The organism is Pyxidicoccus caerfyrddinensis (assembly GCF_010894405.1).
Lineage (GTDB): Bacteria > Myxococcota > Myxococcia > Myxococcales > Myxococcaceae > Myxococcus > Myxococcus caerfyrddinensis.
Map to the genome: position 1 here is coordinate 240502 of NZ_JAAIYA010000003.1, position 25969 is coordinate 266470.

At 71.7% G+C, this 25969-nt stretch carries 25 protein-coding genes; 12 read left to right on the forward strand and 13 right to left on the reverse strand.

Annotation, left to right across the window (positions count from 1 at the left end):
* Positions 1-2 precede the first annotated feature (2 nt).
* Positions 3-356, reverse strand: coding sequence for a helix-turn-helix domain-containing protein (locus tag G4D86_RS08090; RefSeq protein ID WP_163991270.1), 354 nt, complete (start codon positions 354-356; stop codon positions 3-5).
* 387 nt (positions 357-743) lie between these two features.
* Here G4D86_RS08090 and G4D86_RS08095 point away from each other — a divergent pair, with 387 nt between their 5' ends.
* The 4 genes from G4D86_RS08095 to G4D86_RS08110 all read left to right on the forward strand — a co-directional run bounded on the left by G4D86_RS08095 (position 744) and on the right by G4D86_RS08110 (position 6174).
* The gene (locus G4D86_RS08095; RefSeq protein WP_420821847.1) at positions 744-2084 is read left to right on the forward strand and encodes a GDSL-type esterase/lipase family protein; all 1341 of its coding nucleotides are present in this window, start codon (positions 744-746) and stop codon (positions 2082-2084) included.
* Positions 2081-4300 carry a serine hydrolase domain-containing protein gene (locus tag G4D86_RS08100; protein WP_163991274.1) on the forward strand — a complete coding sequence of 740 codons (2220 nt, stop codon included), beginning with the start codon at positions 2081-2083 and terminating at the stop codon, positions 4298-4300. The genes G4D86_RS08095 and G4D86_RS08100 overlap by 4 nt, the downstream gene beginning before the upstream one ends.
* A gap of 117 nt (positions 4301-4417) precedes the next feature.
* Entirely contained in the window at positions 4418-5299 is an 882-nt protein-coding gene (locus G4D86_RS08105) for a YIP1 family protein (protein WP_163991276.1), read from the forward strand.
* A 14-nt stretch (positions 5300-5313) separates the two neighbouring features.
* Complete coding sequence (locus tag G4D86_RS08110; RefSeq protein WP_163991278.1) at positions 5314-6174, forward strand: AraC family transcriptional regulator; 861 nt, start codon at positions 5314-5316, stop codon at positions 6172-6174.
* On the opposite strand, the gene G4D86_RS08115 is transcribed toward G4D86_RS08110, so the two are convergent.
* The 3 genes from G4D86_RS08115 to G4D86_RS08125 form a co-directional block, all read right to left on the reverse strand.
* Positions 6171-6629: a GyrI-like domain-containing protein gene (locus G4D86_RS08115; protein ID WP_163991280.1), complete on the reverse strand. Its 459-nt coding sequence runs from the start codon at positions 6627-6629 to the stop codon at positions 6171-6173. The two genes, G4D86_RS08110 and G4D86_RS08115, sit on opposite strands and share 4 nt — an antisense overlap.
* A gap of 94 nt (positions 6630-6723) precedes the next feature.
* Positions 6724-7830, reverse strand: coding sequence for a hypothetical protein (locus tag G4D86_RS08120; protein ID WP_163991282.1), 1107 nt, complete (start codon positions 7828-7830; stop codon positions 6724-6726).
* A gap of 58 nt (positions 7831-7888) precedes the next feature.
* Positions 7889-8329, reverse strand: a complete 441-nt coding sequence (locus G4D86_RS08125) for a hypothetical protein (RefSeq protein WP_163991283.1) — start codon at positions 8327-8329, stop codon at positions 7889-7891.
* Positions 8330-8790: 461 nt separating this feature from the next.
* Between G4D86_RS08125 and G4D86_RS08130 the strand changes: the two genes are divergently transcribed.
* The 4 genes from G4D86_RS08130 to G4D86_RS08145 are packed head-to-tail and all read left to right on the forward strand — an operon-like array spanning position 8791 to position 12203.
* Positions 8791-10056, forward strand: coding sequence for a helix-turn-helix domain-containing protein (locus G4D86_RS08130; protein WP_163991285.1), 1266 nt, complete (start codon positions 8791-8793; stop codon positions 10054-10056).
* Positions 10053-10739, forward strand: coding sequence for an outer membrane protein assembly factor BamB family protein (locus G4D86_RS08135; RefSeq protein WP_163991288.1), 687 nt, complete (start codon positions 10053-10055; stop codon positions 10737-10739). The genes G4D86_RS08130 and G4D86_RS08135 overlap by 4 nt, the downstream gene beginning before the upstream one ends.
* Positions 10736-11440 (forward strand): DUF899 domain-containing protein, encoded by a 705-nt coding sequence (locus G4D86_RS08140; protein WP_163991290.1) that lies wholly within the window; start codon positions 10736-10738, stop codon positions 11438-11440. Before G4D86_RS08135 ends, G4D86_RS08140 begins: the two co-directional genes overlap by 4 nt.
* A 58-nt stretch (positions 11441-11498) precedes the next feature.
* Positions 11499-12203, forward strand: a complete 705-nt coding sequence (locus G4D86_RS08145; protein WP_163991292.1) for a trimeric intracellular cation channel family protein — start codon at positions 11499-11501, stop codon at positions 12201-12203.
* A gap of 33 nt (positions 12204-12236) precedes the next feature.
* Here G4D86_RS08145 and G4D86_RS08150 read toward each other — a convergent pair whose 3' ends face one another.
* Positions 12237-13118, reverse strand: a complete 882-nt coding sequence (locus G4D86_RS08150; RefSeq protein ID WP_163991294.1) for a LysR family transcriptional regulator — start codon at positions 13116-13118, stop codon at positions 12237-12239.
* Between the two features lie 75 nt (positions 13119-13193).
* Here G4D86_RS08150 and G4D86_RS08155 point away from each other — a divergent pair, with 75 nt between their 5' ends.
* Both G4D86_RS08155 and G4D86_RS08160 read left to right on the forward strand, forming a co-directional pair.
* On the forward strand, positions 13194-14204 hold the full coding sequence (locus tag G4D86_RS08155; RefSeq protein WP_163991296.1) for a zinc-dependent alcohol dehydrogenase family protein: 1011 nt from the start codon (positions 13194-13196) through the stop codon (positions 14202-14204).
* Positions 14205-14242: 38 nt separating this feature from the next.
* Positions 14243-15187: a hypothetical protein gene (locus G4D86_RS08160; RefSeq protein ID WP_163991298.1), complete on the forward strand. Its 945-nt coding sequence runs from the start codon at positions 14243-14245 to the stop codon at positions 15185-15187.
* Between the two features lie 66 nt (positions 15188-15253).
* On the opposite strand, the gene G4D86_RS08165 is transcribed toward G4D86_RS08160, so the two are convergent.
* From G4D86_RS08165 to G4D86_RS08200, 8 genes are all read right to left on the reverse strand, one after another.
* Positions 15254-16156 carry a PLP-dependent aminotransferase family protein gene (locus tag G4D86_RS08165; RefSeq protein WP_163991299.1) on the reverse strand — a complete coding sequence of 301 codons (903 nt, stop codon included), beginning with the start codon at positions 16154-16156 and terminating at the stop codon, positions 15254-15256.
* 20 nt (positions 16157-16176) lie between these two features.
* Positions 16177-17064, reverse strand: a complete 888-nt coding sequence (locus G4D86_RS08170) for a radical SAM protein (RefSeq protein ID WP_163991300.1) — start codon at positions 17062-17064, stop codon at positions 16177-16179.
* 88 nt (positions 17065-17152) lie between these two features.
* Positions 17153-17890: a hypothetical protein gene (locus tag G4D86_RS08175; RefSeq protein ID WP_163991301.1), complete on the reverse strand. Its 738-nt coding sequence runs from the start codon at positions 17888-17890 to the stop codon at positions 17153-17155.
* Between the two features lie 2 nt (positions 17891-17892).
* The gene (locus G4D86_RS08180; RefSeq protein WP_163991302.1) at positions 17893-18528 is read right to left on the reverse strand and encodes a hypothetical protein; all 636 of its coding nucleotides are present in this window, start codon (positions 18526-18528) and stop codon (positions 17893-17895) included.
* Positions 18515-20218: a VWA domain-containing protein gene (locus G4D86_RS08185; RefSeq protein WP_163991303.1), complete on the reverse strand. Its 1704-nt coding sequence runs from the start codon at positions 20216-20218 to the stop codon at positions 18515-18517. Before G4D86_RS08185 ends, G4D86_RS08180 begins: the two co-directional genes overlap by 14 nt.
* Positions 20215-21090, reverse strand: a complete 876-nt coding sequence (locus G4D86_RS08190) for a hypothetical protein (protein ID WP_163991304.1) — start codon at positions 21088-21090, stop codon at positions 20215-20217. Before G4D86_RS08190 ends, G4D86_RS08185 begins: the two co-directional genes overlap by 4 nt.
* A complete protein-coding gene (locus tag G4D86_RS08195; protein ID WP_163991305.1) occupies positions 21087-22619 on the reverse strand; it encodes an AAA family ATPase in 1533 nt (510 codons plus the stop codon). Before G4D86_RS08195 ends, G4D86_RS08190 begins: the two co-directional genes overlap by 4 nt.
* A gap of 114 nt (positions 22620-22733) precedes the next feature.
* Entirely contained in the window at positions 22734-23846 is a 1113-nt protein-coding gene (locus tag G4D86_RS08200) for a Kelch repeat-containing protein (RefSeq protein WP_163991306.1), read from the reverse strand.
* A gap of 483 nt (positions 23847-24329) precedes the next feature.
* Here G4D86_RS08200 and G4D86_RS08205 point away from each other — a divergent pair, with 483 nt between their 5' ends.
* On the forward strand, positions 24330-25319 hold the full coding sequence (locus G4D86_RS08205) for a LysR family transcriptional regulator (RefSeq protein ID WP_240360118.1): 990 nt from the start codon (positions 24330-24332) through the stop codon (positions 25317-25319).
* Positions 25320-25438: 119 nt separating this feature from the next.
* A complete protein-coding gene (locus G4D86_RS08210; protein WP_163991308.1) occupies positions 25439-25900 on the forward strand; it encodes a DoxX family protein in 462 nt (153 codons plus the stop codon).
* Positions 25901-25969 lie beyond the last annotated feature (69 nt).

Sequence of the window (25969 nt, forward strand, 5' to 3'; positions counted from 1 at the left end):
CGTCAGCGCTCCTCGAACATGGCCTGGATGACGCGCCAGGCAAGCTCCACCTCCCGGCCCGAGCGGTGGGCGAGGAAGTCGCAAATCTCGGCCACGGCATCGGTGCGCTCGCGCTCGAAGCCGTGGAAGAGCGTCTTCAGCGACACGTCCAGGCCCACCGTCAGCTTGCCCAGCGTGTCCAGTGAGGGCGAGAACGAGCCGCGCTCGATACGGCGGATGGCGTCGACGGAAAGGTTGCTGCGTTCGGCCAGGCTCTCCTGTGTCAGCTCCCGCGAGTTCCTCAGCTTGCGTACGTGGTCGCCGAACCGTCGGTGCAGCCGGGTCCAGTTCGCTACCCTGTTCTTTGGTTTCTCCATAAGCCGCGGCGGATAATTTGGGGCATGGGTGTCCCAAGTGAAGGGACGATGTTCGGGGCTTGACCTTGCATCTTTGCAGGGCCTGTTCTCAGGGGTTGGGGTGTCCGAGATGAAGCGAACCCCGCGTTTCAGCTCGCAAGGCGGGTCGCGAGGCTGGATGATTCCAGCGGGCAGGGAAGCGCGGCACCCGGCCGGGAACATGCGTGGGCGGGGGCTTTCGTCTACGCTCCCGGGCGCATGACGCATTCGGAAGTCCGGTGGGGGCGGGCGTGGCTCCCCGTCCTGGCCTGTGGCCTGCTGGCCGCCTGTGAAATCGGGTCGGAGCCGCGACGCCTCACGCCCACATCCATCCTGCCGGCAGCGCCCGTCACGCCTCCGGAGGCGCCCGTGCCCGTGCCGGCGCCCACCGCCGTGCGCGAGCCACCTCCCGCGCGGGTGATGCCTGCTCGCCCGGTACGCGTGCAGGCACTCCAGGAGCTGGCGGAGCGGCTTGGCGCGCCCGGCGCGAGGGTGGATGACCCGTGCGTGAGTCCGGACGGGACGGGCTGCGCGCGCACCGCGCTGGCGCCCTTCTTCGAGTCGCTGGACGCGCTGGCGGTGGGCAGGGCCTCGGGCCCCACCGTCATCGAGGCGTTCGGCAACTCGCTGATCGCCGGAGACCGCATCGTCGACATCCTCCGCGAGGACCTGGGCACCGCCTTCGGCACCTCCGGTCGGGGGCTGCTGCTGGTGGACCGGATGGCGCCCTACGGAGGGCGGGGCCGCGCCAGTCACAGCGCCAGCGGGTGGCAGCCGCGCACGCTGGGCGAGCTGCGCGCGCCGCCGCTGCCCTTCGGAATCACGGGCGTGTACCACGTGGCCACCACCGCGAAGGCACGAGGCCGCTTCAAGCTGGAGGGTGAGTCCCGGGGCACGCTGTGGTGGCTGGACGTGCCGAAGGGCGGGGCGCTCACCGTGTCCAGTGGCGGCCAGGTGCTCGCGAAGACGGAGCCCACGGGCGACGGCGCGGCGCACGCCACCCGCTTCGACCTTCCCGAGGGCGCCACGTCGGTGGACGTGGTGGCGGAGGGCAAGGGCGCGGTGGTGCAGGGCGTGGTGCTCCAGCACGCGCGCCCCGGCATCGTCCTGGACATGCTGGGCGTGCCGTCCGCGGACGCGGGGCTCTACGCGCGCATGGACGACGCCATGCTCCGAGCGCAGCTCGCCGAGCGCGAGCCGAAGCTGATGCTCTTCTTCCTCGGCGGCAACGAGTCCAAGCGGCTGGAGTGGAAGCGCATGGATTTGGAGAAGCTGCGCGCGGACCTGCAGACGCTGCTGCGGCGTGCGCGCGCGGCCGCACCGGCCAGCGCCTGCATGGTGGTGGGGCCGATGGACGCGGTGAGCGACTCGCACGGGAAGGCGCAGACCTTCAAGCAGCGCCCGTTCCTGGAGTCCGTGGTGGGCGCCGAGCGCGAAATCGCCCTGGCCGAGGGCTGCGCCTTCTTCGACACCTTCACCGCCATGGGCGGCGCGGGCTCGCTGGCGCGCTTCTACAAGGCGGGCTTCATGCACGAGGACCTCGTGCACCCGCGCGGCCGGGGGCTGGACCTCCTCGGCCACCTCGTCACGGACGCGTTGCTGCGCGCCTGGGTGGAGACTCCGCCCGGGGCTGGCAGGGTGGCCACCCTATCGCCTGCTACGGGCCCGCGGACTTCCTCGTCCGCGCCCACCGCGGAGGCCGCGCCTTGAGCCCCTCATTCCTGAAGTCCCTGGTCGCCGCCGTCCTGCTGCTCGTCGGGCCCGCCACGTCGTGGGCGGCGCCGCGCGGCGCGCCGGTGTGCGAGCCCGTCGACGCCGAGGGCTCGCCGCGCGCCTTCCCTCCCGAGGCCCAGCGCGCGCTGGACGCCATCGTCCGCGCCGAGCTGTCACAAGGGCCCGTGGCGGGCCTGTCCGTGGGCGTCACGCGGGGCGACCAGCGCTGGGTGTGCGCGTACGGCCAGCGAGACCTGGCCCGCCGCCTGCCCGCGACGCCGCGCACCACGTACCGCATGGCGTCCGTCACCAAGTCCTTCACCGCGGTGGCGGTGCTCCAATTGGTGGAGCAGGGGAAGCTGGGCCTGGACGCGGACATCAGCACGCTGGTGTCCTCCTGGCCGCGGAAGCAGTGGCCCGTCACCGTGCACGATTTGCTGGGCCATCTGAGTGGCGTGCCGACCTATGACGGCCTGGCCTCCAGCAACAACGTGAAGGCGGTGAGCACGCAGGAGGCCATCGCCATGTTCGCGGACAAGCAGCTCGCCTTCGAGCCGCGCACCCGCTACCTGTACAGCACGTGGGGCTTCAACCTGCTGGGCGCCGCGGTGGAGGCGGCCTCCGGCCAGTCCTACCGCGACTACCTGCGCGAGCACGTCTTCCAGCCCTCGGGCATGGAGCACGCCGACCTGGACATCATCTCCACGCGCGACGAACACCAGGCGGTGGGCTACCGCGTGGTGGGCGGCGTGCTGAAGCCGTCGCGCTTCCTGGACGTGTCCAGCCGCTTCGGTGGCGGCGGCACCCGCGGCACGGTGGGGGACATGCTCGGCTTCGGCCGCGCGGTGCTGGCGAACACGCTGGTGTCTCGCGACACGATGGGCCGCATGCAGGCGTCCATGGCCACCTCGGACGGGCGCCTCACCGACTACGGCATGGGCTTCGCGACCTACCCGCTGCGCGGCCACTACCTGGTGGCGCACGCGGGCGGCCAGCCGGAGACCACCACGCTGCTGGTGATGTTCCCCGCCGAGGACACGGTGATTGCCCTGGCCACCAACGTGGAGGGCGAGGCGAAGCGGCTGCGGCGCCTGTCCATCCGGTTGATGGAGCAGGTGCTGGAGGACGGCGTCACGCGGCGCGACGCGCACCTGGCGGACGCGGTTGACGCGGTGGTGTACGAGGGCCTGGGCCGCATCGCCAGCTACGGGCTGGCGTACCACCAGTGGGCCACGCGCGGGCCGGGCTCGCTGCCGCCGGATGAAGATCTGCCCGGCGCCTTCACCCGCGTCTCCGACCTGCTGGACCGCAAGGAGATTGCGAAGGACTCGCGCGCGGCGCTGGAGCGCATCAAGGGGGCGCATGACCCGCGCATGGGCTCCGTCTTCATCCGCGTGGGCGCGCACATGGCGCGCACGCTGGAGAAGGCCCACGGCGCCGAGCGGCTGCGCACCTACCCCGCCGAGGGGCCGCTGTCCTTCTTCTCGGACTACCTGGCTGCGTGCGACGCGCAGGGCCTGCCCGACACGGAGCGCTTCGGCGGGCCGCTGCGCGAGGACCTGCTGCGCTTCGTCTCCAGTTGGAAGCGCGCGGAGGTGCCCGCGCTGCGCCGCCAGCGGCTGGATGAAATGAAGGACCCGGAGCGCCACATGCCCGCGCTGCGCGAGGCGGCGGCCCGGGCCCCGGAGGTGCGGCCGGACTACTCGGACGAGTTGCTGCGCATCGCCGAGGGACATGCGCTGCTCAAGCAGTCCGCCGCGCGCCTGCGCTGGCTGGAGCTCGCGGTGGAACTGCAGCCGCGCAGTGTGGACGCGCGGGTGGCGCTGGCCCAGGCGCTGCTGGCGGCGAAGCGTGACGGCGACGCGCTGCCGCACCTGCGCGAGGCGCTGGCCACGCCCCAGGGCGCGCTGTCGCTGGCCCCCGGCGGGCTGCTCAAGCGCGTGGGCGAGGCGGAATCTCCCCAGGTGGGGCTGGGCCTCTTGCGCGCGGGCGTGACGCTGCACCCGGACTCGCCCGAGTTGTGGGAGGCGCTGGCGAAGCGCGAGGGCGCGCAGGGGCACAAGGCCCAGGCGAAGGCCGCGCTGCGCCAGGCCCGGCGTGCCCGGGAGGTGGCGCCCGCGCCCTCGACGTCCGCGAGCCGCGCGGGCGCGGAGCGGGGCTCCAGCGGTCCGGTGCCGGACGACCACGGGCTCGTGCGTCCCCGCCAGCAGTAGCCCTGAAGCGCCCGCGCGGACAGCGGCGCTTCCTCGTACCCGCCGTCCTGGCTCCGCTCCCTTCGAGCCCCGAGAGTCCGTGGCGCGAGCGCACCGTCGTGCGAGGATGGCGCGCCCATGCGCATCCCCTGTCCCAATTGCCCTGCCGCCATCATCCCGGGTGCCGAGTCCTGCGGAATGTGTGGCGCCTCGCTGCTGAAGGAGGCGGTGCCGGGCTCCGCGGAGCCGGTGTGCGCGGTCCACCCGGAGTACCTGAGCCTGAGCGCCTGCAGCCGCTGCGGCAACTTCGCGTGCGCGAAGTGCCTGCGGCAGGGACCGCGCGGTGAGATTGTCTGCGCCGCGTGCCATGAGCGCCAGCCGGCGGGGCTGCTGGCGTGGGACCGGCGCGAGGAGGTGGGGACGCTCCGGGCCTTCTGGGAGACGTGCCTGGACATCATGTTCCGCCCGGGGCCGACCTTCGAGCGGCTGAATCCGGAGGGCACGGTGGGCAGCTCGCTCGGCTTCACGATGCTGTGCAACTTCGTGGGCTACTTCACCACGGCGCTCGTCTACATGGCCTTCATGGCCGTCTTCCCCATGCCGGACGAGACGATGAAGGCCGACAACGTGGACCCGGCGGCGTTCAAGGCGATTGGCGCCGGCATGTTCGCCGCGATGACGGTCCTGGCACCCCTGATGGGCGTGGTCGTCACGCTGTTCAGCTCCGGCGTGGACCACCTGCTGCTCCGGATGGCGGGCAGTGAGCACCCGTACGCGGTGACGCTGCGGGGCAATGCCCTCTCCCAGGCGCCCTACCTGATTGGACTGATTCCGATGTGCGGCATGTACGTGGCCCCACTGTGGGCCGTCGGCCTGCGTATCATCGCCTACCGCCACCTGAACGCGGTGAGCTGGGGCGGGGCGGCGTTCGGAGCGCTCGCGGGGCCCCTGCTCACCTGCTTCCTGTGCGGCGGCAGCTACCTCGCGCTCTTCTCCGCCGCGTCGGCCATCTCCGGATGAGCGCGGCGACCTGAATGCCACCCCGACAGACGACGGAAGCCGACTACCAGCGGCGGTTGCTCCGGGCGCAGCAGGTGCTGCAGGAGCGCCTGGACGCGCCCGTCGACCCCACGGCCCTGGCCCAGGCGGCGAGCTTCTCGCTGCACCACTTCCACCGCATCTTCCGCGCGCGGATGGGGGAGAGCGTCATGGAGCACGTGCGCCGCCTGCGCCTGGAGCGGGCCGCGCGCAGACTCCGCGCCAGTGCTGACGCGCGCCTGCTCGATGTCGCGCTCGACGCTGGCTACGAGTCCCACGAGGCCTTCACCCGCGCGTTCATCACGCGCTTCGGCGTGCCTCCCTCTGAGTTCCGCGAGCAGCCCCCGTCGCGAGTCCTCGCGTGGCAGCAGGCGCATGCCGGGGCGCCCGGGGTGGACGTCCAGGTGCACACGTATCCAGCGCTGCGCGTGGCCTTCATGCGCCACCGCGGCAGCTACGCGGACATCGGGCACCTGTGGCAGCGGATGCAGGCCTGGGCCACGCAGCACGGGCTCCTCGGCGCGGACCCCGTCCTCTACGGCGTGTGTCCGGATGACCCGGAGGTCACCGAGGAGGCGCTGCTGCGCTTCGACGCGTGTGTCGCCGTCGGTGGAGGCTTCACCGCCACGGACGAGGTCGGCGTCATGGACCTTCCCGGCGGCACATACGCCGTGGGGATGCACCGGGGTTCCTACGCGCGGCTGGCGGAGACGTACCTCGATGTCATCGGCCGTTGGTTCCCCACCAGCGGGTACGAGCCCGCGCCGGAGGCCGTCATCGAGCACTACCTCAACGACCCCGAGCAGACCCCGGAGACAGAGCTGCTCACCGAGGTGCGCGTCCGCATCGCGGATTAGGACAGGCCCACCAGCACCTCGGCTTCGAGGACTCCCCGGGCCATGGCGGCCACTTCGTAGCGCTCGAAGTCAGCGACGTAGCGCCGCTCCGCGCGCCGCTCCCAGGCTTCCCAGACGTGGGCCCAGGTGGCCCAGAGCGCCCGGGCCGGGTCGCCCCGGGCCATGAAGCGTGCGTACTCGCCGCGGGGGATGACCACCCTGCGCAGGCCGTCCGGCACCGGTGCCTCCGCGGGGGCCCGCGTGCCGATGACCAGGGTGTAGGGGCCGCGGTGGTCGCTCTCGTAGTCGCAATAGACGGCGTAGACGTCGCGCGCGTCCTTCCGCGCGGGCAGGTGCTCGCGCATGAAGCGCTGCCAGAAGTGGGGGATGTCCTGGCCGGCCTGCTCGGGCGAGGTGCGCAGCGCCGGGCCGATGATGACGAGGTCTTCGTCCTGCTTCAGGTACTCCGCATGCATCTTCGTGACTCCGCGTGCTCGTGTGGAACGACGCGGAGGAAGGTAGCGGGGGCGCCCGGCGCCCATTTGATGGCCCGTGCTCTTTTCGAGGCGGCTACTGCGCGGTGGCGGTGGACGCGTCGGAGGGCGCCGCCGCGGTGACGGTGCGCGGCTTCGGCCAGAAGCGCGTCGCGTGCACGCCGTCGAGCGCGAAGACGCGCCGCTTCGCCTTCGCGTCATAGACGCGCACGGCCTTGTCGGAGGAGACGAGCAGCAGCGGCCCGCGCACCCGCAGGTCCACCGCGGACGTGGGCGCCAGGGCCAGCTCCTCGGGCTCCACCAGCCGGTCCTGCACCTCCCAGCGCAGCGGCGGCATCAGCGCGGACAGCTCGCCGGTGGCCCGCCAGGCGTAGAGGGGGCCGCCGTCCGTCTCGAGGGAGACCCACTCGCCGAACCTGTCGTGGCCCTTCTCCGTCACCACCGCGTCGAGCCGGGCGGTGTCCTCGCTGCCCTCGGGGAACGCGTTGGTCGCGGGAGCGTCCGCGTCCAGGCCCGAGGTGGAGGACACGAGCATGGTCGCGGTGGTGAGCGCGCCGGTGCCGGCCGCGGTGTCGGCCTCGTAGACGGTGGCCACCGTCTCGATGCGCTTCCACGCGTCACCCTCACGGCGGAAGGCGTGTGCGAGGCCGACGCTGCCCTCGGCCTGGGTGATGGGGAGGCGCTGGCCCTCGAAGAGGAAGTACTCGTCGGTGCCATCCGCCTTGCGGACGAGGTCGTCCACCTGGGACACCAGCGCGACGGGACGGCCCGCGGCGTCGAAGCCCACGGCGTCCGTGTGGCCCGTCTCCGGCAGTGCGAGCGGAGTCCCCTGGCCGGCCTGGACGTCCACCAGCCAGGCGCGCGGCTTCACGGTGCCGTTGCCCCGGTCCACCACCGCGCCCTGCCGGCCGTCCGGGCTCCACGCGAGGCCGAGCCGCTCACACGCCGCGTCCACGGTGAAGAGGGCCTTCTTCGCACCGCCCGTGTCCTGGCGCGTCCAGGTGCAGCCCGAGGGCGGGGCGTCCTGGAGGTAGGAGAGGGTGAACGCGGGCGCGGGCGCTACGGCCTTCGCCTCCGCCGGAGCCGGGGAGGGAGCCACGGGGGCGGGGTCCTGGGACTTCTTGCAAGCACCGAGCAGAAGCACGGAACCGAGGAAGAACGCGGGGCCGAGACGGCGGTCCATGAGGCTCTCCGGGGGAGTGACATCTGCAACATGGCAGAACGGCGGGAGTGGGCGGAAGTCACTCGCGGCGTAGCAGGTGGTACACAAAACGTTTTGACGTGCGGGTTGTGAAACCTGCTTGCCTGCTCTGACTTTCCGTCGCAGGCGCCGCTGTCATGGCGCTCGCCTGGAGCGGCACGTGCGCGAAGGCGGGGTGCGTCACGCGCCTGGAGCGCAGGACGGAGACACCGACACCCGCGAGCGCGATGAGGCGCGGCCAGAGTGGAGTCGGAAACGCCAGTGCGAGGGCGAGGAGCGCGCCCGCGGAGATGGCGAACAGCGCGACCAGGCCGTAACGGCGCGCCCGTACCACGCGCAAGCCCAGGACGATGAGCGCGAGGGCGACGAGGGCGTTCCCCGCATGGACGACGAGCGGTGCTGCTCCCCGCGCGGTGCTCGCCCCGGTGCCGATGGCGGACAGATACACGGCGATGCATACCGGACACTTGGGCACGAGCACTCCCACGAGCACCGGGAGGAATGCGAGGCGAGTGAAGCGCCGGGAGGAGTGGGCTGGCTCGGTGCGATGTCGGAGAGGTGGGGTCCGCATATGCAATCCATAGTCAGCGGCTCCAGCTCCGAGGAGTAACAAGCGCGGCGCGAATCCGTACTCCAGGGAGGAGCTGTGGGGGTGTTCCAGTTGGTGATGCGCAGGCGCGGCGTGAAGCTGTTCCACGGGACGGTCTGCTGACAGGGACTGTGCGAATGCGCCTCTGGCGGTGAGATATGCAGGCGCGGCGCGAAGCTCTTCCGTGGGAGGGCGTGGTGACAGGGACCGTGCGTGCCCTCTCCGCCGGTGACGCGCAGGCGCGGCGCGAAGCTCTTCCGTGGGAGGGCCTGCTGAAGGGGACCGTGCAAGCCCTCTTCGCAGGTGATGCGCAGGCGCGGCGCGAAGCCGTGCCGTGAAGGTAGCCTGTCGGCATGGACTCCCTGATAGCCGCCGCCGCACGCGCGCTCTCCGCCGGTGATGCGCTGGGCGCGCTGAAGCGCGTGGCCCTTCGCGACGACGCTCCGGCGCTCGCGTTGCGCGGTATCGCGATGGCCCAGCTCGGTGAGCATGCGCGGGCTCGTGAGCTCCTGAGGCGCGCCGCCCGTGGCTTCGGCCCGGGTGAGGACCTTGCACGCGCACGGTGCCGGGTGGCCGAAGCGGAGGTGGCGCTGGCGGTGCGCGACCTGACCTGGTCCCCACGCGCACTCGACGCAGCGCTCGTGACGCTCGATGCCCGAGGGGACCGGGCGAACGCACTGCATGCGCGCCTCATCGCGATACGCCGGCTCCTGCTGCTCGGTCGCCTCGACGAGGCCGAGGCCTTGCGCTCACACCTGGATGCGCGTGGCATGCCGCCCGCGCTCGTGGCCGTCGCGGAGCTCGTGGCGGCCGACATCGCCTCGAGACGGGTCCGGACACGCCCGGCGCGCGAGGCGCTCGAACGGGCTCACGAGGCGGCGAGACGCGCGTTCGTGCCCGCCCTGGTGGCCGAGGTCGAGCAGGCCCGCACGGCGCTCGAACGGCCCGCCGCGCGCCAGCTCAGCGCGGGCTCCGAGCGTGCGCTCCTGCTCGAAGACGTGGAGGCGGTGTTCACGTCGGGCGACCTGGTCGTCGACGCCTGCCATCGCGCGCTGCGAAGTGGAGCGCAGGAGGTCTCCCTCGCCAGGAGGCCGGTGCTCTTCGCGCTGGCGCGCGCGCTGGGGGAAGCCTGGCCGGAAGGCGTCGACCGCGACGTCCTCATTGCCCGTGTCTTCGGTGCGCGCCGCGCGAATGAGTCCCATCGGGTCCGCCTGAGGGTGGAGGTCGGCCGCCTGCGCGCGGTGCTCGCGCCGCTGGCCCGCGTCGATGCCACCCAGGACGGCTTCGCGCTCACGCCGCGCCTCGCCCGCGAGGTCTCCGTGCTGCTGCCACCCATCGACGGGGACCCGGCGTCGCTGCTGGCGCTGCTCTCCGACGGCGAGGCCTGGTCGACCTCTGCGCTCGCACTCGCGCTCGGCGAGAGCCAGCGCACGGTCCAGCGGGCGCTCGCCGAGCTCGAAGCCGCGGGACGGGTGCACTCGGTGGGACGTGCCCGTTCCCAGCGCTGGCTGTCGCCTCCGCTCACGGGATTCACGACGACGTTGTTACTCCCCGCGACGCTGCCGGCTGGGTACTCATTGCATGGAGCGGCGGAGAAGCCGCGAGGAGCCACGTCATGACTCGCACTTCAAGCAAGACAGCCACAGCGCAACCTCCGGCCCGAGTGCAGGCCGCCGAGGTCGTGCGGGAATACGGCCCGTTCGCGGGCGCCGAACACGTGCACGGTGTCACGCACGACGGGCGCCACGTCTGGGCCGCCACCGGCGAGAAGCTCGTCGCCTTCGACCCGGAGAGCGGCAAGCCCGTGCGGACGCTGGACGTCGCGTCGGATGCGGGCACCGCGTTCGACGGCAAGCACCTGTTCCAGATTGCCGAGGCGCGCATCGACAAGATCGACCCGGCGACGGGAAAGGTCCTCGCGTCGATACCGGCCCCCGGAGGCGGCAAGGACTCCGGGCTCGCCTGGGCCGAGGGCACGCTCTGGGTCGGCCAGTACCGGGAGCGCAAGATTCATCAAATCGACCCGGAGACGGGCGCCATCCTGCGCACCATCGAGTCCAACCGCTTCGTGACGGGAGTGACGTGGGTCGACGGAGAGCTCTGGCACGGCACCTGGGAAGGTGACGCGAGCGACGTGCGCCGCATCCAGCCGGACACGGGCGAGGTGCTCGAGCGGCTCGAGCTGCCTGCCGGAGTCATGGTGTCCGGGCTCGAGTCGGACGGTGGGGCGCTGTTCTTCTGTGGCGGTGGGCCGAGCGGAAAGGTCCGCGCCGTGCGGCGGCCGAAAGGGGCGCGGTCATGAACAAGCACAGCGTCGTTTCGCGGGAGGAGTGGCTGGACGCGCGCAAGCGCCTCTTGCTCAAGGAGAAGGACTTCACCCACGCGAGAGACCAGCTGAGCCAGGAGCGGCGCGAGCTTCCCTGGGTCCGGGTGGGCAAGCCGTACGTCTTCCAGGGGCCCGACGGCGAGGAGACGCTGTCACAGCTCTTTCAGGGACGAAGCCAGCTCATCGTGTACCACTTCATGTTCGCCCCGGAGTGGGAGGCAGGCTGCAAGAGTTGCTCGTTCTGGGCCGACAACTTCAATGGCGTCGTGCTGCACCTGGAGCAGCGTGACGTGTCATTCGTCGCGATTTCCCGCGCGCCCTTCGCGAAGCTGCAGGCGTTCGAGCGCCGCATGGAGTGGAGCTTCAAGTGGTTGTCCTCCTTCGGGACGGACTTCAACTACGACTACGGCGTCTCGTTCACCCCGGAGGACCTCGCCGCGAAGCGGGCGACGTACAACTACGCGCCGCTCGAACTCTCCAAGACGGACCTGCAAGGCATCAGCACGTTCTACAAGGACGCCGACGGCGGGCTCTTCCACACCTACTCCTGCTACGGGCGAGGGGTGGACATGATGAACACGGCGTATCAGTACCTGGACCTCGTGCCGAAGGGACGCGACGAGCAGGGGCTCCCGTGGCCGATGGCCTGGGTCAAGCACCGGGACGAGTACCGGTGAAGGCGCGTGCCCGGGAAGGCATGGACGCGGCGGCGGTGAAGTAGCAGCCTCGGGGGCCATGGCTTTCGACCTGACGGCGCCCGTGGTCCCGGAGGAGGTCATCTCCCTGGGAACGCTCATCGTGGACCTGGTGGGCGTGTTCGCGGGCTCGGTGCTGGGGGCGTTGCAGGCCGAGCGGCGGAAGATGGACCTGATGGGGTACCTGGTGCTGGGGCTCGTCTCCGGTGTCGGCGGCGGCATCATCCGCGACACGCTCTTGCAGGCGGGGCCTCCGCTGGCGCTGGTGCGGCCGGGGTATCTGACCATGGCGTTGCTGGGCTCGCTCGCGGCCTTCCTCTTCGAGCTGAGACACGGGCCGGGGGTGAAGCTGCTCGCGACGCTGGACGCGCTGACGCTGGGCGCGTTCGCGGTGGCGGGGACACAGCGGACGCTGGAGGTGGGGCTGCACCCTGGCACGTCGCTGTTGATGGGCGTCATCACCGCGGCCGGAGGGGGCATCGTTCGCGACGTGCTGAGCCGGCAGACGCCGGCGCTGATGCGGGCCGTGCCGGGCTACTACGCGACGGCGGCGCTGGCGGCGAGCATCGTCTGCCTCGCGTTCTCCCAGGCGGGGCATCCGAAGCTGGCGCTGTTGGCAGGGATGCTGGTGGGAGGGGCGCTGCGGCTCGTGTCGCTGCGCTTCGGCTGGAGGCTCCCCGTCAAGCGGGTGCGCCCACCGGGGCCGCCGTCGCAGGGTCCCGGGAAGCGCGAGGAGCGTCCGTAGTCGCGCGGGCTGGCGCGCTCCGCCTTCGCGGTGTCAGGCGGGCCGTGCCGCCGGGAAGAGCCGCACCAGCCAGTCCATGACGGCGGCGACGCGGGCACTATGACGAAGGTCCTGGTGGGTGACGGCCCACAGCTCACGGGTGGGGAGCGCGGCGCGCGGGAGCACGGGGACGAGGCGCGCGTCACAGGCCGCGAGCAGCTCCGGGAACACGGCGAGCCCCTGTCCCGCGGCACAGGCCGACATGAGGACGGTGGTGGCGCTGGAGCGCAGGGCGATGCGCGAGGCGGGGATGTGGCGGCGCAGCCACTGTCCCGGCGGCGTGCCGTCCTGCGCTGACTCCGGACCGAGCCAGTCATGCCGGGCCGCATCCTTCATCCCGGAGGGCCGGCCCCGGCGGGCGAGGTAGGGCTCGCCGCCGTAGATGCCGAAAGTGAAGGGCGCCAGCCGGCGCGTGATGAGGGACTGCTCGCGGGGGCGGAACAGGCGCAGGGCGACGTCCGCCTCACGGCGGGACAGGTCCACAGCGAGGTTGTCCGCGCGCAACTCCACTCGCAGCTCCGGGTGCGCCTGCTGGAGCTCCGTCAGCCGGGGGGCGAGCAGGTGGGTAGCCATTCCATCTCCCGCGGTGAGGCGCACCGGGCCCGACACGCGCCGGTCCGCGCCGGTCAGCTCGCGCTCGGAGGCGAATACCTCGGCTTCCACCCGCTCGGCATGGGCGCGCAGCACCTGCCCGTTCTCTCCGAGGACCAGTCCGCCAGGCGTGCGCTGGAAGAGCTTCACGCCGAGCGCCTCCTCCAGCGCGGCCAGCCTCCGGCCGATGGTGGTGGGCGCGACACGCAGCGCGCGGCCCGCCGCGGCGTGCGTGCCATGGCGGTGCACGGCGAGGAAGTAGCGCAGGTCATCCCACTGGAGCATGGCCGTGCATGATTGCACGTCGGACGTGCATGGACGTTCGTTTCCGCAGCCCCGGCCCGGGCGCATGTTTCGGGCATGAAGACCTACGAGCTGATTCGAGGAAGCGGTCCGGAGTCCCTGGTCCCGACGGAGCGGCCGGTGCCGGTGCCAGGGCCGCGCGAGCTACTGTTGAAGCTGCGCGCCGTGTCGCTGAACTACCGGGACCTGGCCATCCTTCGAGGGACGTACGGCGACTATCCGCGCCCGCTGGTGCCCGTCTCGGACGGCGTGGGCGAGGTGGTGGCGGTGGGCGCGGAGGTGCGGCGCTTCAAGGTGGGTGACCGCATCATCCCGGCATATGTGCCGGACTGGGTTCGTGGCGGGCCCACGGAGGAGAACACCCGCAGGCGGCTGGGCGGCCCGTTGGATGGACTGCTGCGCGAATACGCCTGCATCCACGAGGAGGCGGCGGTGGCCGCGCCGACGCACCTGACGGACGCGGAGGCGGCAACGCTGCCGATTGCCGGCGTCACCGCGTGGCATGCGCTGTTCACGGCGGGGCGCGTGGGGCCCGGGGATACGGTGGTGGTGCAGGGGACGGGTGGGGTGTCGCTGTTCGCGCTCCAGCTGGCACGGATGGCGGGAGCCCGGGTGCTCGTGACTTCGCGGAGCCCGGCGAAGCTGGAGCGGGCGGTGGCGCTGGGCGCAGCGGCCGGTATCCACACGGGGACGGAGCCGGAGTGGGATGCGCGGGTGCTGGCGCTGACAGAGGGACGCGGGGCGGAGCACGTGGTGGACGTGGTCGGCGGAGAAGGGGTGGGGCGCTCCATCGGGGCGGCGCGGGTGGGCGGGACGGTGACGCTGGTGGGCTTCCTGGACAGCGCCACGGTGCGGTTCGATTTGACGAGGGCGTTGCGGCGCGTGGTGCGGTTGCAGGCGGTGTCGGTGGGTAGCCGGGAGGACCTGGAGGCGCTGGGGCGCGCGCTGGCGACGCAGGGCGTGCGGCCGGTGGTGGACCGCGTGTTCTCCTTCGACGAGGCACACGCGGCCTACGCGTACCTGGCCAGCGGGGCGCAGTTCGGGAAGGTGGTCATCACGCTCCCTTGAGTGCGCTGCGCTATGTTCGCCCGGAGGGGGAATCATCCATGAGCTTGTTGTCGACCGCAGCGGTGCTCTTCGTGCTGAAGGCCGGTGGGGCGTCGCAGTCCGCCCGGCCCATCGACTTCATCTACTCCCAGGGGGGCTACCCAGACGTGGGCCTGGCCTACGCCGGTTGCGATGCGCTGCCGTCCGCCAAGGTCGACTACTGCGTGCCAGACGGCACCTGGGTGGGACTGTGCTCGCGGAACAAACAGCCCGACGTCCTGACGCGTGTCGAGGGCCCGCTCGTCTTCAAGGACGCGATTCCGCGCATCCAGGGCTGTGAGGAGAAATTCCGGCTGATGTGGAGGCGACAGGGAAGCGACGCGCCGGCCTACCAGGCCCCGAAGGCCGGGCCGGTAAGGCTGGGGCAGGACGGGGAGGCCGTGGACCTCACCCAGGATGGCAACACATACGCCATCGCGCTGGACAAGAAGGCACTCCGGCTCGAAGTGAAGGACACGGCTGGGAAGAAACGCGTCATGAGCCTCCAGAAGGAATTTGGCGACGCCGTGAAGCAGTCGAAATCCGTGTCGCTCGACATCGTGGGGGACGTCAGCGGTGACGGCGCCCCTGAAGCCATCGTCGCGCTCACCCTCGAGGGCTACACGCGGGAGCTCGAGCTCAGGCGGTACATCCCGGTCGCGGTGATGGTCACCCTGTCAGACCCGCTGCGCGTGGTGGGCTTCACTTCCGGCTCGCCCTTCAAGCTGTACGGCGCCGGGAACTGCGCCGCCGTGGGCTGTGACGTCGTCGCCTTCCTCGACAAGAAGGACTCATGCGACCACTTCTCGGGCGAGGAGCCCTACGACGAGGAACGGCGGAAGGAAATCGAGGACGCCATGAAGGGCTGCAACAAGCTGGAGGCTCGGCGCAAGGCCCTGCTCAAGAAGTACCGCTCCAATGCCACTGTGACGAAGGCGCTCACGAAAGCGGCGCCGGGACCCTGAGGGACGGCATTCACCGGAGCGCCGCGAACCGCGGTGCCCCGGTGGTTCTCCCTGTCGAGCCCGCGCTCACCCCACCTGCGGCGGCTTGAAGCACAGCCGCACCACGTCTCCACGCTTCAGTGGCGCGAGGTACTCCGGTAGCTCGCCCTGCACGCGGAAGGACTTCACGTAGTAGCTGCCGCCCTCCACCACCGGCAGCCCGTGCTCGGCGAGCCACGCGCCCACCCAGGCGCGTCGCTCTGCGTCCACCGCCTGCATCCGCTCCAGGTCCACCGCGAGGAAGGCCCGCGCCGCCAGCGCGTTGAAGAAGTACGTGTGCCAGTTCCACTGCGTCTCGAAGCGCTTCAGGTACGGGTGGTCCTTGTGCACCAGCGCCACGCCGAGCTGTGACGCCGTCAGCCCGAAACCCCGGCTGAAGCTGATGGACAGCACCGACTTCGGCAGCAACGGCAGCAGCTGGCCCGCCACCTCCGTCCGCTCGTCGGCTGACAGCGTCGGGTAGAGGTTCAGGTTGAGCAGGCAGTGCGACGATGCCCCGAGGAAGCGCAGCATCTCCTCCGTCACGTGCCCGTTGCGCACCGAGGGAATGCACAGACACGCCAGCGCTCCAGGGGACTCCGCGTCCCAGCGGATGCCCTCCTGCTGCGTGCAGCCCACCGAGAAGCCGTGCCAGTCCCCGGGATACAGACGCACCGGCTCTCTCGCCGCGACGGCCTCGACCAGGTGGCTCATGAAGTCGCAGTCGCTGCCCGCCGCGAAGGCCACGTAGTCGTCGAGCCGCCACACTCCGCCGCTCAGCGCGCTCAGCCGGGCCTTCACCTTCGGCACCAGCTCCTCGTGGAAGAAGCGCAGGCCCCGCGTGTAGTGCTGCGTCAGGTCGTCCGCCGTCAGCCCCTCCGCCGCGCGGCGGTACGCCTCCGCGCCCGCCGCGTACCCCACGGGCAGCAGCGGTCGGAACGTCTCCACCATGTCTGGAGACAGCGCCTTCGCTAGCTGCTCAGCCGATACAACAGGCTCCGCGAGTCCTCCAGTGACGCGTACACGCTCCCGTCCGACAACAGATTCAGCGAGCGGCACAGCCCGTTCTCCTGCTCCCACTGCGGCGTCGGCTCCCGGTAGTAACAAACCTGCACCTCCTCGACCTTGCGAATGACGGGGCCCCACGGCAGGCGGCCCACCACCTGTCCCTGGCCCTCGAAGACGTCTTCTTCCACCTGGTGCTCACGCGCCCACCGGTCCGCCGGGGACTCGCGGAACACCGACTGCGCGTAGGCCACGTACGTGTGCTTGAAGGTGAACTCGCGCACCCCCAGCGGCGCCAGCGCGCGGATGTAGCGCCACGCGTCCTCCGGCCCGTCCACGTGCCCGCGCGCCATGACACACGTCGCGCGGACCTTGAGCGGCCTCGCGGCCTCCAGGAAGTCCGCGCGCGGTGGCGCTCCCTTCCCCATCAGCATCCGGTTGTCCGCGTCGTCCACCGCGTGCCGGGACCAGCAGACGTAGGAGAGGCCCGCGTCCGCGAGCTCCTCCGCCAGCGCTCGGGTCAGGAACGTGCCGTTGGTGAAGAGGGCAATCTCGTCGAAGCAGCGGCGGCCCTCGCGTACGAGGTGCACCACCGTCTCCGGGCGCAGCAGCGGCTCACCGCCCCCGGTGATGACCAGGCGCGTGGCCCCGCGCTCGCGCGCGTCGCGGTAGTAGCGCGCCACGTCCAGGTGCAGGAGGTCCGACGTCTCGTGCTTCAGCGCGCTGATGGACGAGCGCGAGAAGCAGAACGGGCAGCGCAGGTTGCACGCCAGCCGCACCGGCAGCACGCTGCACGTCAGCGCGCGGCAGGACTCCCAGGGGACGAGGGCGGGCAGGGGCTTCGCGGCGCTCATGGCCTCGTGCCTCCTTCCACGACTCGCGCCAGCTCCCGCGCGGTACAGGGCTCCCTGGCGCCACCGTGGCCGAGGGCGTTCGCGGCACTCATATCACCGCGCCTCCTTCAACGACTCGCGCCAGCTCCAGCCGCGGCAGCGCCTCCTTCAGCAGCGCGCGGCGCTCTCGCGGCAGGTGGTGCCATGCGGCGCACAGGTCATTCTCCTCCACGCCCAGCCGTGCCAGTTCCTCGCGGGCCCGCAGCCGCTCGTCGCGCAGGTGCGACTGGAGCGCCCGCCGCAGCGGCTCCGCGCGCGTCTCCGTCGCCTCCAACTCCGCCACCAGTCCATCCAGTGCGTGCAGTGCCCCGGCCACCTGCTCGTCGTACTCCCTCCCGCCGAGCGCCTCGCGCAGCTCCGCCGCGTCCTTCACCTCGCGCGCCAGCGGCTCCACCGACTCCAGGGGAATGGAGCCCGGGCAGTACGCCACCGTGGACAGGTCCACCGGGCGCGTGGCCCTGGCCACGAAAACGCCGGGCACTCCCGAGCGCCACGGCTGCACGTGCAGTGGCCGCAGGAAGACGAGCCGGCCGGTGTTCTCGTAATCGGTGTACGGCTCTCGGAAGTCCACCGTGCGCATGTAGAGCAGCGGCGTGAGCGGGCCCGCCAGTCTCGGCAGCGTGCCCCGGAGGTGGCGCCGCAGCGCCACCGGGCCCAAATCCCGATACAGCACGGGGCACGGCTCGTCCGGCCTCAGCGCCGACAGCGACGCGCCGGTGTGGAACTGGTAGCGGCGCAGGTCCTCGGCCGGGTACTCCGTGCCGGCGCTCGCGGGCGTCTCCAGCATGGCTACCACTTCCCCCGGGGCGAGAGCTTCGCGTCCTGCGCCTCGCGCAGCTTCTTCAGCTTCTCCTGCCGCGCCTCCGCCGCCTTCTTCGCCCGCTCCGCCTCCGCCAGCAGCTTCGCGTAGTCCAGCCGCGCCAGTCGCTGCGCGCTCTCCTCGTCCGTCTCTCCCTGGAGGCCCGCGCCCAGGGACGCGGCCCACCGCCGCGCCAGCTCCTCCAGCCGCAACGGGCTCTGGCCGAGCAGCTCCAGCGTCAGCAGCCGAGCCTCGCGCGCGAAGCTCGCGAAGCCCTCGCGCACCTGCTGCTCCAGGCCCTGCGCCTTCGCCAGCGATGCCACCGCCGTGCCCACCGGGGACTCCTCCAGCGCGGACGTCACCAGCGCCAGCCTCCGCCAGCCCTCGGCGTCCAGGCCCTCGCACAGCGTGAGGAAGGACTCCGGCGGCAGCGGCTCCAGCCCGTGGTCCCTCTGGAAGTCCGCGAGCCGTGCGCGCATGAGCACCGGCTCCACGTCCTTGCGCTCCAGCGCGGGGCGGCGGCGCGCCAGCGCCTCGCACAGCGGGGCCAGGTCCAGCCGGGGCCGCTCGTCGGGGCCGGCGGGCGTGCCGCTCTTGCGGCCGAACAGGCGCTCAAGGCGCGACATGGCGTTCCTCCTGGAAGAGGGCGTGCGCGAGCGCGGCCGCCACCTTCGGGAAATGCTCCAGCTCCATCACCTCGGCCACGCGCGCGCCCTGCTTCCGGTAGCGCGACACCCGCTCGGGGTCGGGGTGGTGCAGCAGCAGGACGAGCGGCGCGGAGGCGTCCGCGGCCTCGGCGAAGATGCGCGCATGGCTCGCATCCGCGTCGAGGTTGGCGTCGAAGTCCCGGTCGGTGATGACGACGCGGGTGGGCTGACGGCCGCGCTGCTCGCGCACCGAGTCCGCCAGTCGCGCGAAGGGAAAGCGCGTCCCCCCGCCGATGTAGTGCATGAGGAAGCGCGACATCTCCACCTCGGAGCGGCACCACGTCCAGTACGCCACGAAGTCCGTCGAGTAGAGCAGCGCCCGCACCCAGCCGCCCGCGCGCACGGCCCCCACGCAGAGAATCTGCGCGGCCAGCGTCATCGCGTTGAGCGTGGCGCGCGGGTCCGGCATGGAGCCGGAGACATCCAGGTAGATTTCCACGCGCGGCTGCCACAGCGGCACGTCCATGCCCTCGTAGTCGGCGATGCGCTCGCGCTTGAGCGGCATCACCGCGCCCAGCCGGTCCCCGCGCAGGGCCAGCGTGGCCAGCCAGTCCACGGTGGGCAGCGCGTCTCCCAGCTCCCACTCCTCCAGCGTGGTGGGCACCACCGCCTCGCCCAGGTGCAGCCGGTCCGGCGGGCGCAGCAGGTGGCGCTCCGCCTCCTGCCGGTAGTACGCCGCCATGACCTCCGGCACCGCCTCCGCGTCCGCCGTCCCCTGGCCCGGCAGCGAGGCGATGCGCCGCTCGCGGCTCTTGTCGCCCACGAGCCGGTCCGCGTTCTCCTTGTCCAGCCACCCTTCCGCGAGCGCGCGGCGCACGGCCTCCTTCTCCCTTGCGCCCGGGGTGAGCGCCTCCGCCCAGTCCTCCGGGCGCGGCGCGTCCTTGCAGCAGGCCTGCGGGTCCGTGCTCTCCGGCACCTCGCCCTTCATCGGCTGTACGTAGCGCGTGCAGATGGAGAGGAAGTAGAGGAACTGCGTGTAGACGTTGGGGCCCAGGTGGAAGAGGTTCTGCGCCATCAGCTGCGCGTCCGCGCGCGCGTCGGGGAACTGCTTCGAGAAGGCAGCGGACTCCGGCCCCATCAGGTGCCCCGGCTCCAGGCGCCACAGCTCCTCGTAGACGGAGAGGTAGAAGAAGAAGGCCGGGTCCTGCTTCCAGCGGTAGTCCTTCTGGAAGGAGCGGTAGATGGCGATGAGCTGCGGGCGGAGCGTCTCGTCCGCGCCGAGCTGCTCGTTGATGAGCAGGTCGCAGAAGACGTTGATGAGCGAGTAATCCCCCAGCGGCAGCAGCGTCTTTTCCATCATCCGCATGCGCGCGGAGACACCCAGGCTGCCCGGGTAGCGCACGTGGTGCCCCACCTCGTGCGCGAGCACCGCCTCCAGGCTGTCCAACAGCTTCCGGGAGCGCAGCTCACGGGCGTTGAACCAGACCTGCCGGCTGATGAGGTTGATGTGCGCCAGCGCGCAGCCCTGCTTCGCCGAGCGCGGCTCGCCGAGCAGCAGGAAATGGGACCAGTGCCCCTGCGCGCGCCGCCAGCAATCGTCCACCTGTTGCTGGAGCTCCGGCTCCAGCGCCTCGTGCACGGGCGCCTGCTGGAGGGCCGCGTCCGTCATGGCGTGTCCAGCACCCACAGCCGCTGCGAGTCCACCGCGCTGGCCACCACGTACCCGCTCCGCGCGGCGAGCGTCTGGTGGGGCATGCCCAGCAGCGGCAGCGTGGCCACCCGCTTGTTCACCCGCACCGCGCCCGGCCGCACCTCCAGCGGAGGCGTCGCTCCCTCCGACCAGGTACCCAGGCATGGCAGGAGCCCGAGGAAGCGCGCCTTCCCCTCGGGCGCGAGGAAAAGGCCCACCTTCACGTCCTCCGCGCGGCGGTCATGCACGCAGAGGATGGAGGGCGCCGCGAGGTGCATGTCCCCGGGGAGGAACTCGTCCATCACCTTGCGCGTGTCGAGCATCGCCAGCGTGAAGGGCCCGGAGAACGTGGACTCCCGCGCCGGGGCGAGGGCCGGGGCCAGGGTGGTGACGAGGAACTCGTCCAGCTTCTCCAGCGCCGGGGCTTCCACCGCCGCCGCGGTGACATAGCGGTTGAGCCACAGGGGCTGCGTGGCGAGGCCCTCGCACAGGTTCCAGGTGCGCGCGAGCAGCGCCACTGCTTGGTCCGCGGGGTACGCGGGCAGCTGCGCGGGCGCGAGCTGCAGGAGGCAGCGCCCCATCAGCGTCACCGACTCCGGCACCTTGCCCCGGCCGGTGAGGAGGTAGCGCGCGCTGGCGCGGTCCACCTGGCCCAGGCCCACCGCCTCGGCGGCGAGCTTCAGCCACGCGCCCGCCACCGCGTCCCGGCGCGGCTCGGCGGGGAGCGCGGCCCGGAGCGCTGCCCCGGTGTCATGGACGAGCGTCTCGAAGAGGGCCGCGTCCCAGTCCGAGTGCCGGCGCGGGCCCTGGGTGGTCAGCTCGCGCACGAGGGCTTCCCAGGCGTCGCTCATGCGCCCTCCGCCCTGCCCCGGCGCTCCAGGTTGCGCAGGTAGGCGCCATAGCGCCCGTGCAGGTTCTTGAGGAGGACGAGGTCCTCGTGGACGGGGCCGTTGAGCTCCTGCTTCTGGAGCACCTTCTCCATCACCTGCTGGATGTCGCTCATCCGCCGGCGGACCTCGCCCGCGTCGAGCCCGGCGGGGCCCGCCTCGGCCTGGGCCTTCAGCTTCGCCACCGGCTCGCGCACCTTCGCGTAGGCGGCCTGCTGCACCACCGCGGCGTCGAAGAGATGGCGCACCCAGCCGATGCGGTCGAGCAGGTGCACCGCGTGCTCGGGCTTCTGGAAGAAGGCGCTCTGCGGGTTGGGCTTGAGCTTCTCGTGCAGCGCCCAGGGGAGCACCTGGCGCAGGTCCTCCACGGTGACTTCGGCCGCGCCCCGGAAGTACGCCAGCGCCTTGGTGAAGAGGAGCACCGCCTGGTACGCGCGGGCGGAGACGCCGTTCTCCGTCTGCGTGCAGAGGTTGACGCTCTTGTCGAGCGGGCAGTCCTCCGTGCACACGTGCCCCACGCGGCGGCCGGCGAGGTGCAGCGTGTCCTTCAGCATGTACTCGAGCTGCCCGGACGCGCGCTGGCAGAACTCGAGCTGCCCGGCGAAGAAGCCCAGCAGCTCCAGCACCGCGGGCGGCACCGGCACGGCGCGCACCTCGCGCTCCAGCGCGTCCAGCTCCTCGGCGGTGAAGACGATGTCCGCGGGGACGAACTGGCCCGGCGCCGTGCCCTCGGCCACACGCTTCGCGAGCGTCTCCAGGTGGTGCGAGTGGAAGGGCATGCTGCGCACCACGAGGTCGATGCGGTCCTTCAGCGCCTCGATGACGGGGAAGGTGCCGCCGCCCTGGTCGTCGTTGGCGGTGAGGAACCACGCGGAGCGGCCGCACTCCACCACCTGCTCGAACATCTCCGCATAGCCCTCCGCCATCAGGGACAGGAGCGCGGACTGCGTCTTGGTGGGGATGCGGTTGTACTCGTCGACAATCTTCACGCGCTGGGTGAGCCAGCGGCGCCAGGAGACGCGGATGTGGCTGGCGTCCTCGGCACGGATGAGCTCGCTGGGCAGCGGGCTGCCGAGCAGGTCCGTCAGGGTGAGCTGCGGGTGGCCGTGCTGCACGCTGCGGCGTACCTCGTCTGGGGCGCCTCCGGCGATGAGGGCCACCAGCGTGGCCATGGTTGTCTTTCCGCGCCCGGGCGCGCCGACGAAGAGCAGGCGCTGCGAGGTGGCGAGGTTGAGCAGCGGCAGGAGCACGTAGGCGGAGTAGCCCACGGGGCCCAACTCCACGCGCGTGCCCGCGCCGGTGAGGACGACGGGGTCACCGAACTGCACGTCCTGGTACGGGCTGACGAGCGCCTGGGTGGCAATCCACGTGTACGCGCGCCGGAGCTTGGCGGCGAGGGCGGACACCGCGCGGGGCGCGAGCCGGAGCTCCAGGTCCGGACCGAGGGTGGCACGGCCCTGGAGCCACGAGGCGACGAGCTGGGAGGATTCCATGTGGGACGCGCGCGAGTAGAGCACGCGTCCCCGGGGTGGGACCAGATGGCCTCCCCGCCCCATGGAGGGCTGCACCACGCGTGCGGGTACGTGGGGCGGGGCGTCAGCGGTGGCTCACGGCTCCGTGAAGATCTCGGCGGAGGAGTACCACTCGGGCTCCTCCTGGCTGGTGCCTCCCACGACGAGGACCCCGCCCGTGAGGAGCAGCGTCGCCGTGTGGCCGGTGGTGGCCGCGTCCGAGCCCACGACGTACAGGGACCAGGAGTCGGGGTCGAACAGCTCCGCGCTGCCGCCAATCTGGTTGCGCGTGCCGCGCGCGACGAGCACCTGGCCCGACGGCAGCAGCGTCAGCGAGTGGCCCCGGCGGCGCGCCTCGTTGGCGTAGGAGACGTACTCCCAATAGTCGTCCTCCGGGAAGTACAGCCACGCGCCGCTGTCGTACCAGTACTGCTCCTGGCCCGTGGCCAGCACCGCGCCCGAGTCCAGCCGCACCGCCGCGTGTCCAGAGAACGCCGGCGGGTCCGACACGCGCGTCCACGTGCCGGTGGACGGGGTGTAGACCTCGGCGGCGGCGACCACGCCGTCGTCATTGATGGCGAGCACCCGGCCGTCCTCGAGCAGCGTGGCGGTGACCGTCCCCGCCGCCGTCGACAGTGAGCCCGTGGCCGTCCACCGGCCCGTGGACGGGTTGTAGAGCTCCGCGCTGCGCAGCGCGCTGTTGTACGAGGTGGTGCCAAAGCCGCCGACGGCGAGCACCTGACCCGAGAGCAGCAACACCGCCTTGTGGTTGCGGCGCGCCGTCACCATGGCTCCCGTGGCGGTGAAGGTGTTGGTGGCGGCGTTGTACAGCTCCGCGCTCGCGTGGACGGTGGTGCTGGTACTACCGCCGACGATGAGCACCCGGCCCGAGGGCAACCGCGTGGCGGTGTGGCCCGAGCGCGCCACGCCCAGGTTCGCGGAAGGGGCCCACGTGTTGGTGGCGGGGTCATACGTCTCGGTGGTGGCCGTCACGCCGCCCGAGCTGGCGCCACCGGTGACGAGCACCTTGCCCGACGGCAGCAGCGTGGCCGTGTGCGAGTAGCGATACCGGCTCATCGACGCGGCTTGGGTCCACGGCGAGATGAGGCTTGTCTGGGGGGCCGGCGTCGCGGGCAGTCCCGACGCAGCGGCCAGCGTGCTCCACAGTCCGAGCAAGAGCCACGTCTTCGTTGCGAATCCTCGTGTCATACGTTCCTCGTGGTTTGGGGGGGCCGGCATTGTGACGGGAAGGACTGACGAAGCGCGCGCACTTCACGTCAACACCGCGTGACGGTGTGGGTGTCATGTGTCGTATTTGCACCGCTGTTGCGGTTGTGACGCTGAGAGCGGATGCGCGCAGCGGTTGCGCCCGGGGACCGGGGACGGCGCAGGGGTTGCGCGCGTCCGGTGTCCCTCCCGAGGGACGGGAGCCGGTACGGGCTTTGCTCCTGGAGAGGGCGTGCGTGCCCAAGCGCCAGGAAGTTCCACCTCGCCGCCTCGCCGTCGAGTTCGTCGTCGAAGCGGACGAGGAGGAGAGGGCGCAGCAGGCACGCCCCGGGGCGCCCCTTCCCCCCCCGCCACGCGCGGATGCGCATCGTGGCGGGCGGGGTGCCCCGGGTGATTCTTCCCCGTCCGGGAACAGGCCCCATGGAGGGCTCTTGATGTCACGTGAAGGCTTGGGGAAGCTGAAGCGTGGGCGTGGGGCCCGACCCGGAGCGGGGAGCGGTGGCGCGAGCGCCGGCCTTCATCGGCCTCGCGCCGCCGTGGCAGTCTGTGCCGGTGAGCGAACCCCTCTTCGATGACCTCCTCGGCCTCGCGTGCTTCGCGCGAGTCGTGGAGCACCGATCCTTCACGCAGGCGGCCACGGCGCTCGGGGTGTCGAAGTCCGTGGTCAGCGCGCGGGTGTCCCGGCTGGAGTCACGCGTGGGCGAGCGCCTGCTCATCCGCACCACGCGCAAGCTCACCGTCACCGACGCGGGCCTGGGGGTGTATGCGCACTGCGCGCGGATGCTCCAGGAGGCAGGGGCCGCCACGCGCGGCGCCTCCGACGCGGGCCGGGGCACGCTGCGCCTCAACGTGCCCGTCAGCTTCGCGCAGCTGTACCTCGCCGCGCCGCTGGCCCGGTTCCTCGCCGCGCACCCGGACACCACCGTGGACGTCGTGCTGAGCGACAGGCTCGTGGACCTCGTGGAGGAGCGCGTGGATGTGGCCCTCCGGATTACCCGCCTGCGCGACTCCAGCCTCGTGGCCCGCAAGCTGGCCACCACGTCGCTGCACGTGTGCGCGGCTCCCGCGTACCTGAAGCGGCGGGGCACTCCCGAGCGGCCCGAGGACCTCATCCACCACGACTGTCTGCGCTACACGCACCTGCGCACCGAGGACGAGTGGCGCTTCTATGGCGCGGAAGGGCGCATCCGCGTCCCCGTGTCCGGCTCGCTGGCCACGGGCAACGGCACCATGCTCCGCGAGGCCGCGGCCCAGGGCATCGGCCTCGCCATGCTGCCGCGCTTCATGGTGGACGAGGACCTGCGCTCCGGCCGGCTCGTCACAGTGCTCGACGACTTCGCGCCCCGGCCCCTGGGCATCTACGCCGTCCATGCCTCCGGCCGGACTCCCGCCCCGCGCCTGCGGGCCCTGCTCGACGTGCTGGCCGCGGAGTTCCGCTCCCCACGGTGGGGGTGATTGTTCTGCTGGGAGAACGATTCGTTCGCGAGCCGCCCCTTCCGGCGCGGACATGAGGACGGCATTCCATGGAGCGTCCGAGGGGAACTCTTCCCCTCTCGCTTCGAGGAGTCACCGTCATGAGCCGCATCGAGTCCTTCCTGTCCTCTGCTTCCGCTCGCGACGCGGGCGCCACCGTGCTCCGCGTCGCCCTGGGCGCGGTGTTCCTCGCGCACGCGGGCGCCAAGGCGTTCATCTTCACCTTCGCGGGCACCGCCAGCTTCTTCGAGGCCCACGGCTTCCCCGGGTGGACCGCGTGGCCCGTGTTCCTGGCGGAGCTGCTCGGTGGGCTGGCGCTGGTGGCCGGGTTCCGCACGCGCCTCGTGGCGCTCGGGCTGGTGCCGGTGATGCTCGGCGCGCTCAAGCCGCATGTCGCCAACGGGTGGATGTTCACCAACTCCGGCGGCGGCTGGGAGTACGTGGCCTTCCTCATCCTCGCGCTGGTGACGCAGGCGCTGATTGGCAGCGGGGCCTTCGCGCTGGATGGCGCGCGGGAGCGCCGCACCGCTCCGACGGGCCGCACGGCGAGCGTGGTGGGGTGAAGCCGGGAGCCGGGTTGGGGCCAACCTGACTTCGCACGTGTGCAGTCCGGTGCACACGCTGCGCCGCGA

Coding starts and splice junctions, on each gene's coding strand:
- G4D86_RS08090 (WP_163991270.1), bottom strand. CDS start 356: ATGGAGAAACCAAAGAACAGGGTAGCGAACTGGACCCGGCTGCACCGA.
- G4D86_RS08105 (WP_163991276.1), top strand. CDS start 4,418: ATGCGCATCCCCTGTCCCAATTGCCCTGCCGCCATCATCCCGGGTGCC.
- G4D86_RS08110 (WP_163991278.1), top strand. CDS start 5,314: ATGCCACCCCGACAGACGACGGAAGCCGACTACCAGCGGCGGTTGCTC.
- G4D86_RS08115 (WP_163991280.1), bottom strand. CDS start 6,629: ATGCATGCGGAGTACCTGAAGCAGGACGAAGACCTCGTCATCATCGGC.
- G4D86_RS08120 (WP_163991282.1), bottom strand. CDS start 7,830: ATGGACCGCCGTCTCGGCCCCGCGTTCTTCCTCGGTTCCGTGCTTCTG.
- G4D86_RS08130 (WP_163991285.1), top strand. CDS start 8,791: ATGGACTCCCTGATAGCCGCCGCCGCACGCGCGCTCTCCGCCGGTGAT.
- G4D86_RS08135 (WP_163991288.1), top strand. CDS start 10,053: ATGACTCGCACTTCAAGCAAGACAGCCACAGCGCAACCTCCGGCCCGA.
- G4D86_RS08140 (WP_163991290.1), top strand. CDS start 10,736: ATGAACAAGCACAGCGTCGTTTCGCGGGAGGAGTGGCTGGACGCGCGC.
- G4D86_RS08145 (WP_163991292.1), top strand. CDS start 11,499: ATGGCTTTCGACCTGACGGCGCCCGTGGTCCCGGAGGAGGTCATCTCC.
- G4D86_RS08150 (WP_163991294.1), bottom strand. CDS start 13,118: ATGCTCCAGTGGGATGACCTGCGCTACTTCCTCGCCGTGCACCGCCAT.
- G4D86_RS08155 (WP_163991296.1), top strand. CDS start 13,194: ATGAAGACCTACGAGCTGATTCGAGGAAGCGGTCCGGAGTCCCTGGTC.
- G4D86_RS08160 (WP_163991298.1), top strand. CDS start 14,243: ATGAGCTTGTTGTCGACCGCAGCGGTGCTCTTCGTGCTGAAGGCCGGT.
- G4D86_RS08165 (WP_163991299.1), bottom strand. CDS start 16,156: ATGGTGGAGACGTTCCGACCGCTGCTGCCCGTGGGGTACGCGGCGGGC.
- G4D86_RS08170 (WP_163991300.1), bottom strand. CDS start 17,064: ATGAGCGCCGCGAAGCCCCTGCCCGCCCTCGTCCCCTGGGAGTCCTGC.
- G4D86_RS08175 (WP_163991301.1), bottom strand. CDS start 17,890: ATGCTGGAGACGCCCGCGAGCGCCGGCACGGAGTACCCGGCCGAGGAC.
- G4D86_RS08180 (WP_163991302.1), bottom strand. CDS start 18,528: ATGTCGCGCCTTGAGCGCCTGTTCGGCCGCAAGAGCGGCACGCCCGCC.
- G4D86_RS08185 (WP_163991303.1), bottom strand. CDS start 20,218: ATGACGGACGCGGCCCTCCAGCAGGCGCCCGTGCACGAGGCGCTGGAG.
- G4D86_RS08190 (WP_163991304.1), bottom strand. CDS start 21,090: ATGAGCGACGCCTGGGAAGCCCTCGTGCGCGAGCTGACCACCCAGGGC.
- G4D86_RS08195 (WP_163991305.1), bottom strand. CDS start 22,619: ATGGAATCCTCCCAGCTCGTCGCCTCGTGGCTCCAGGGCCGTGCCACC.
- G4D86_RS08200 (WP_163991306.1), bottom strand. CDS start 23,846: ATGACACGAGGATTCGCAACGAAGACGTGGCTCTTGCTCGGACTGTGG.
- G4D86_RS08210 (WP_163991308.1), top strand. CDS start 25,439: ATGAGCCGCATCGAGTCCTTCCTGTCCTCTGCTTCCGCTCGCGACGCG.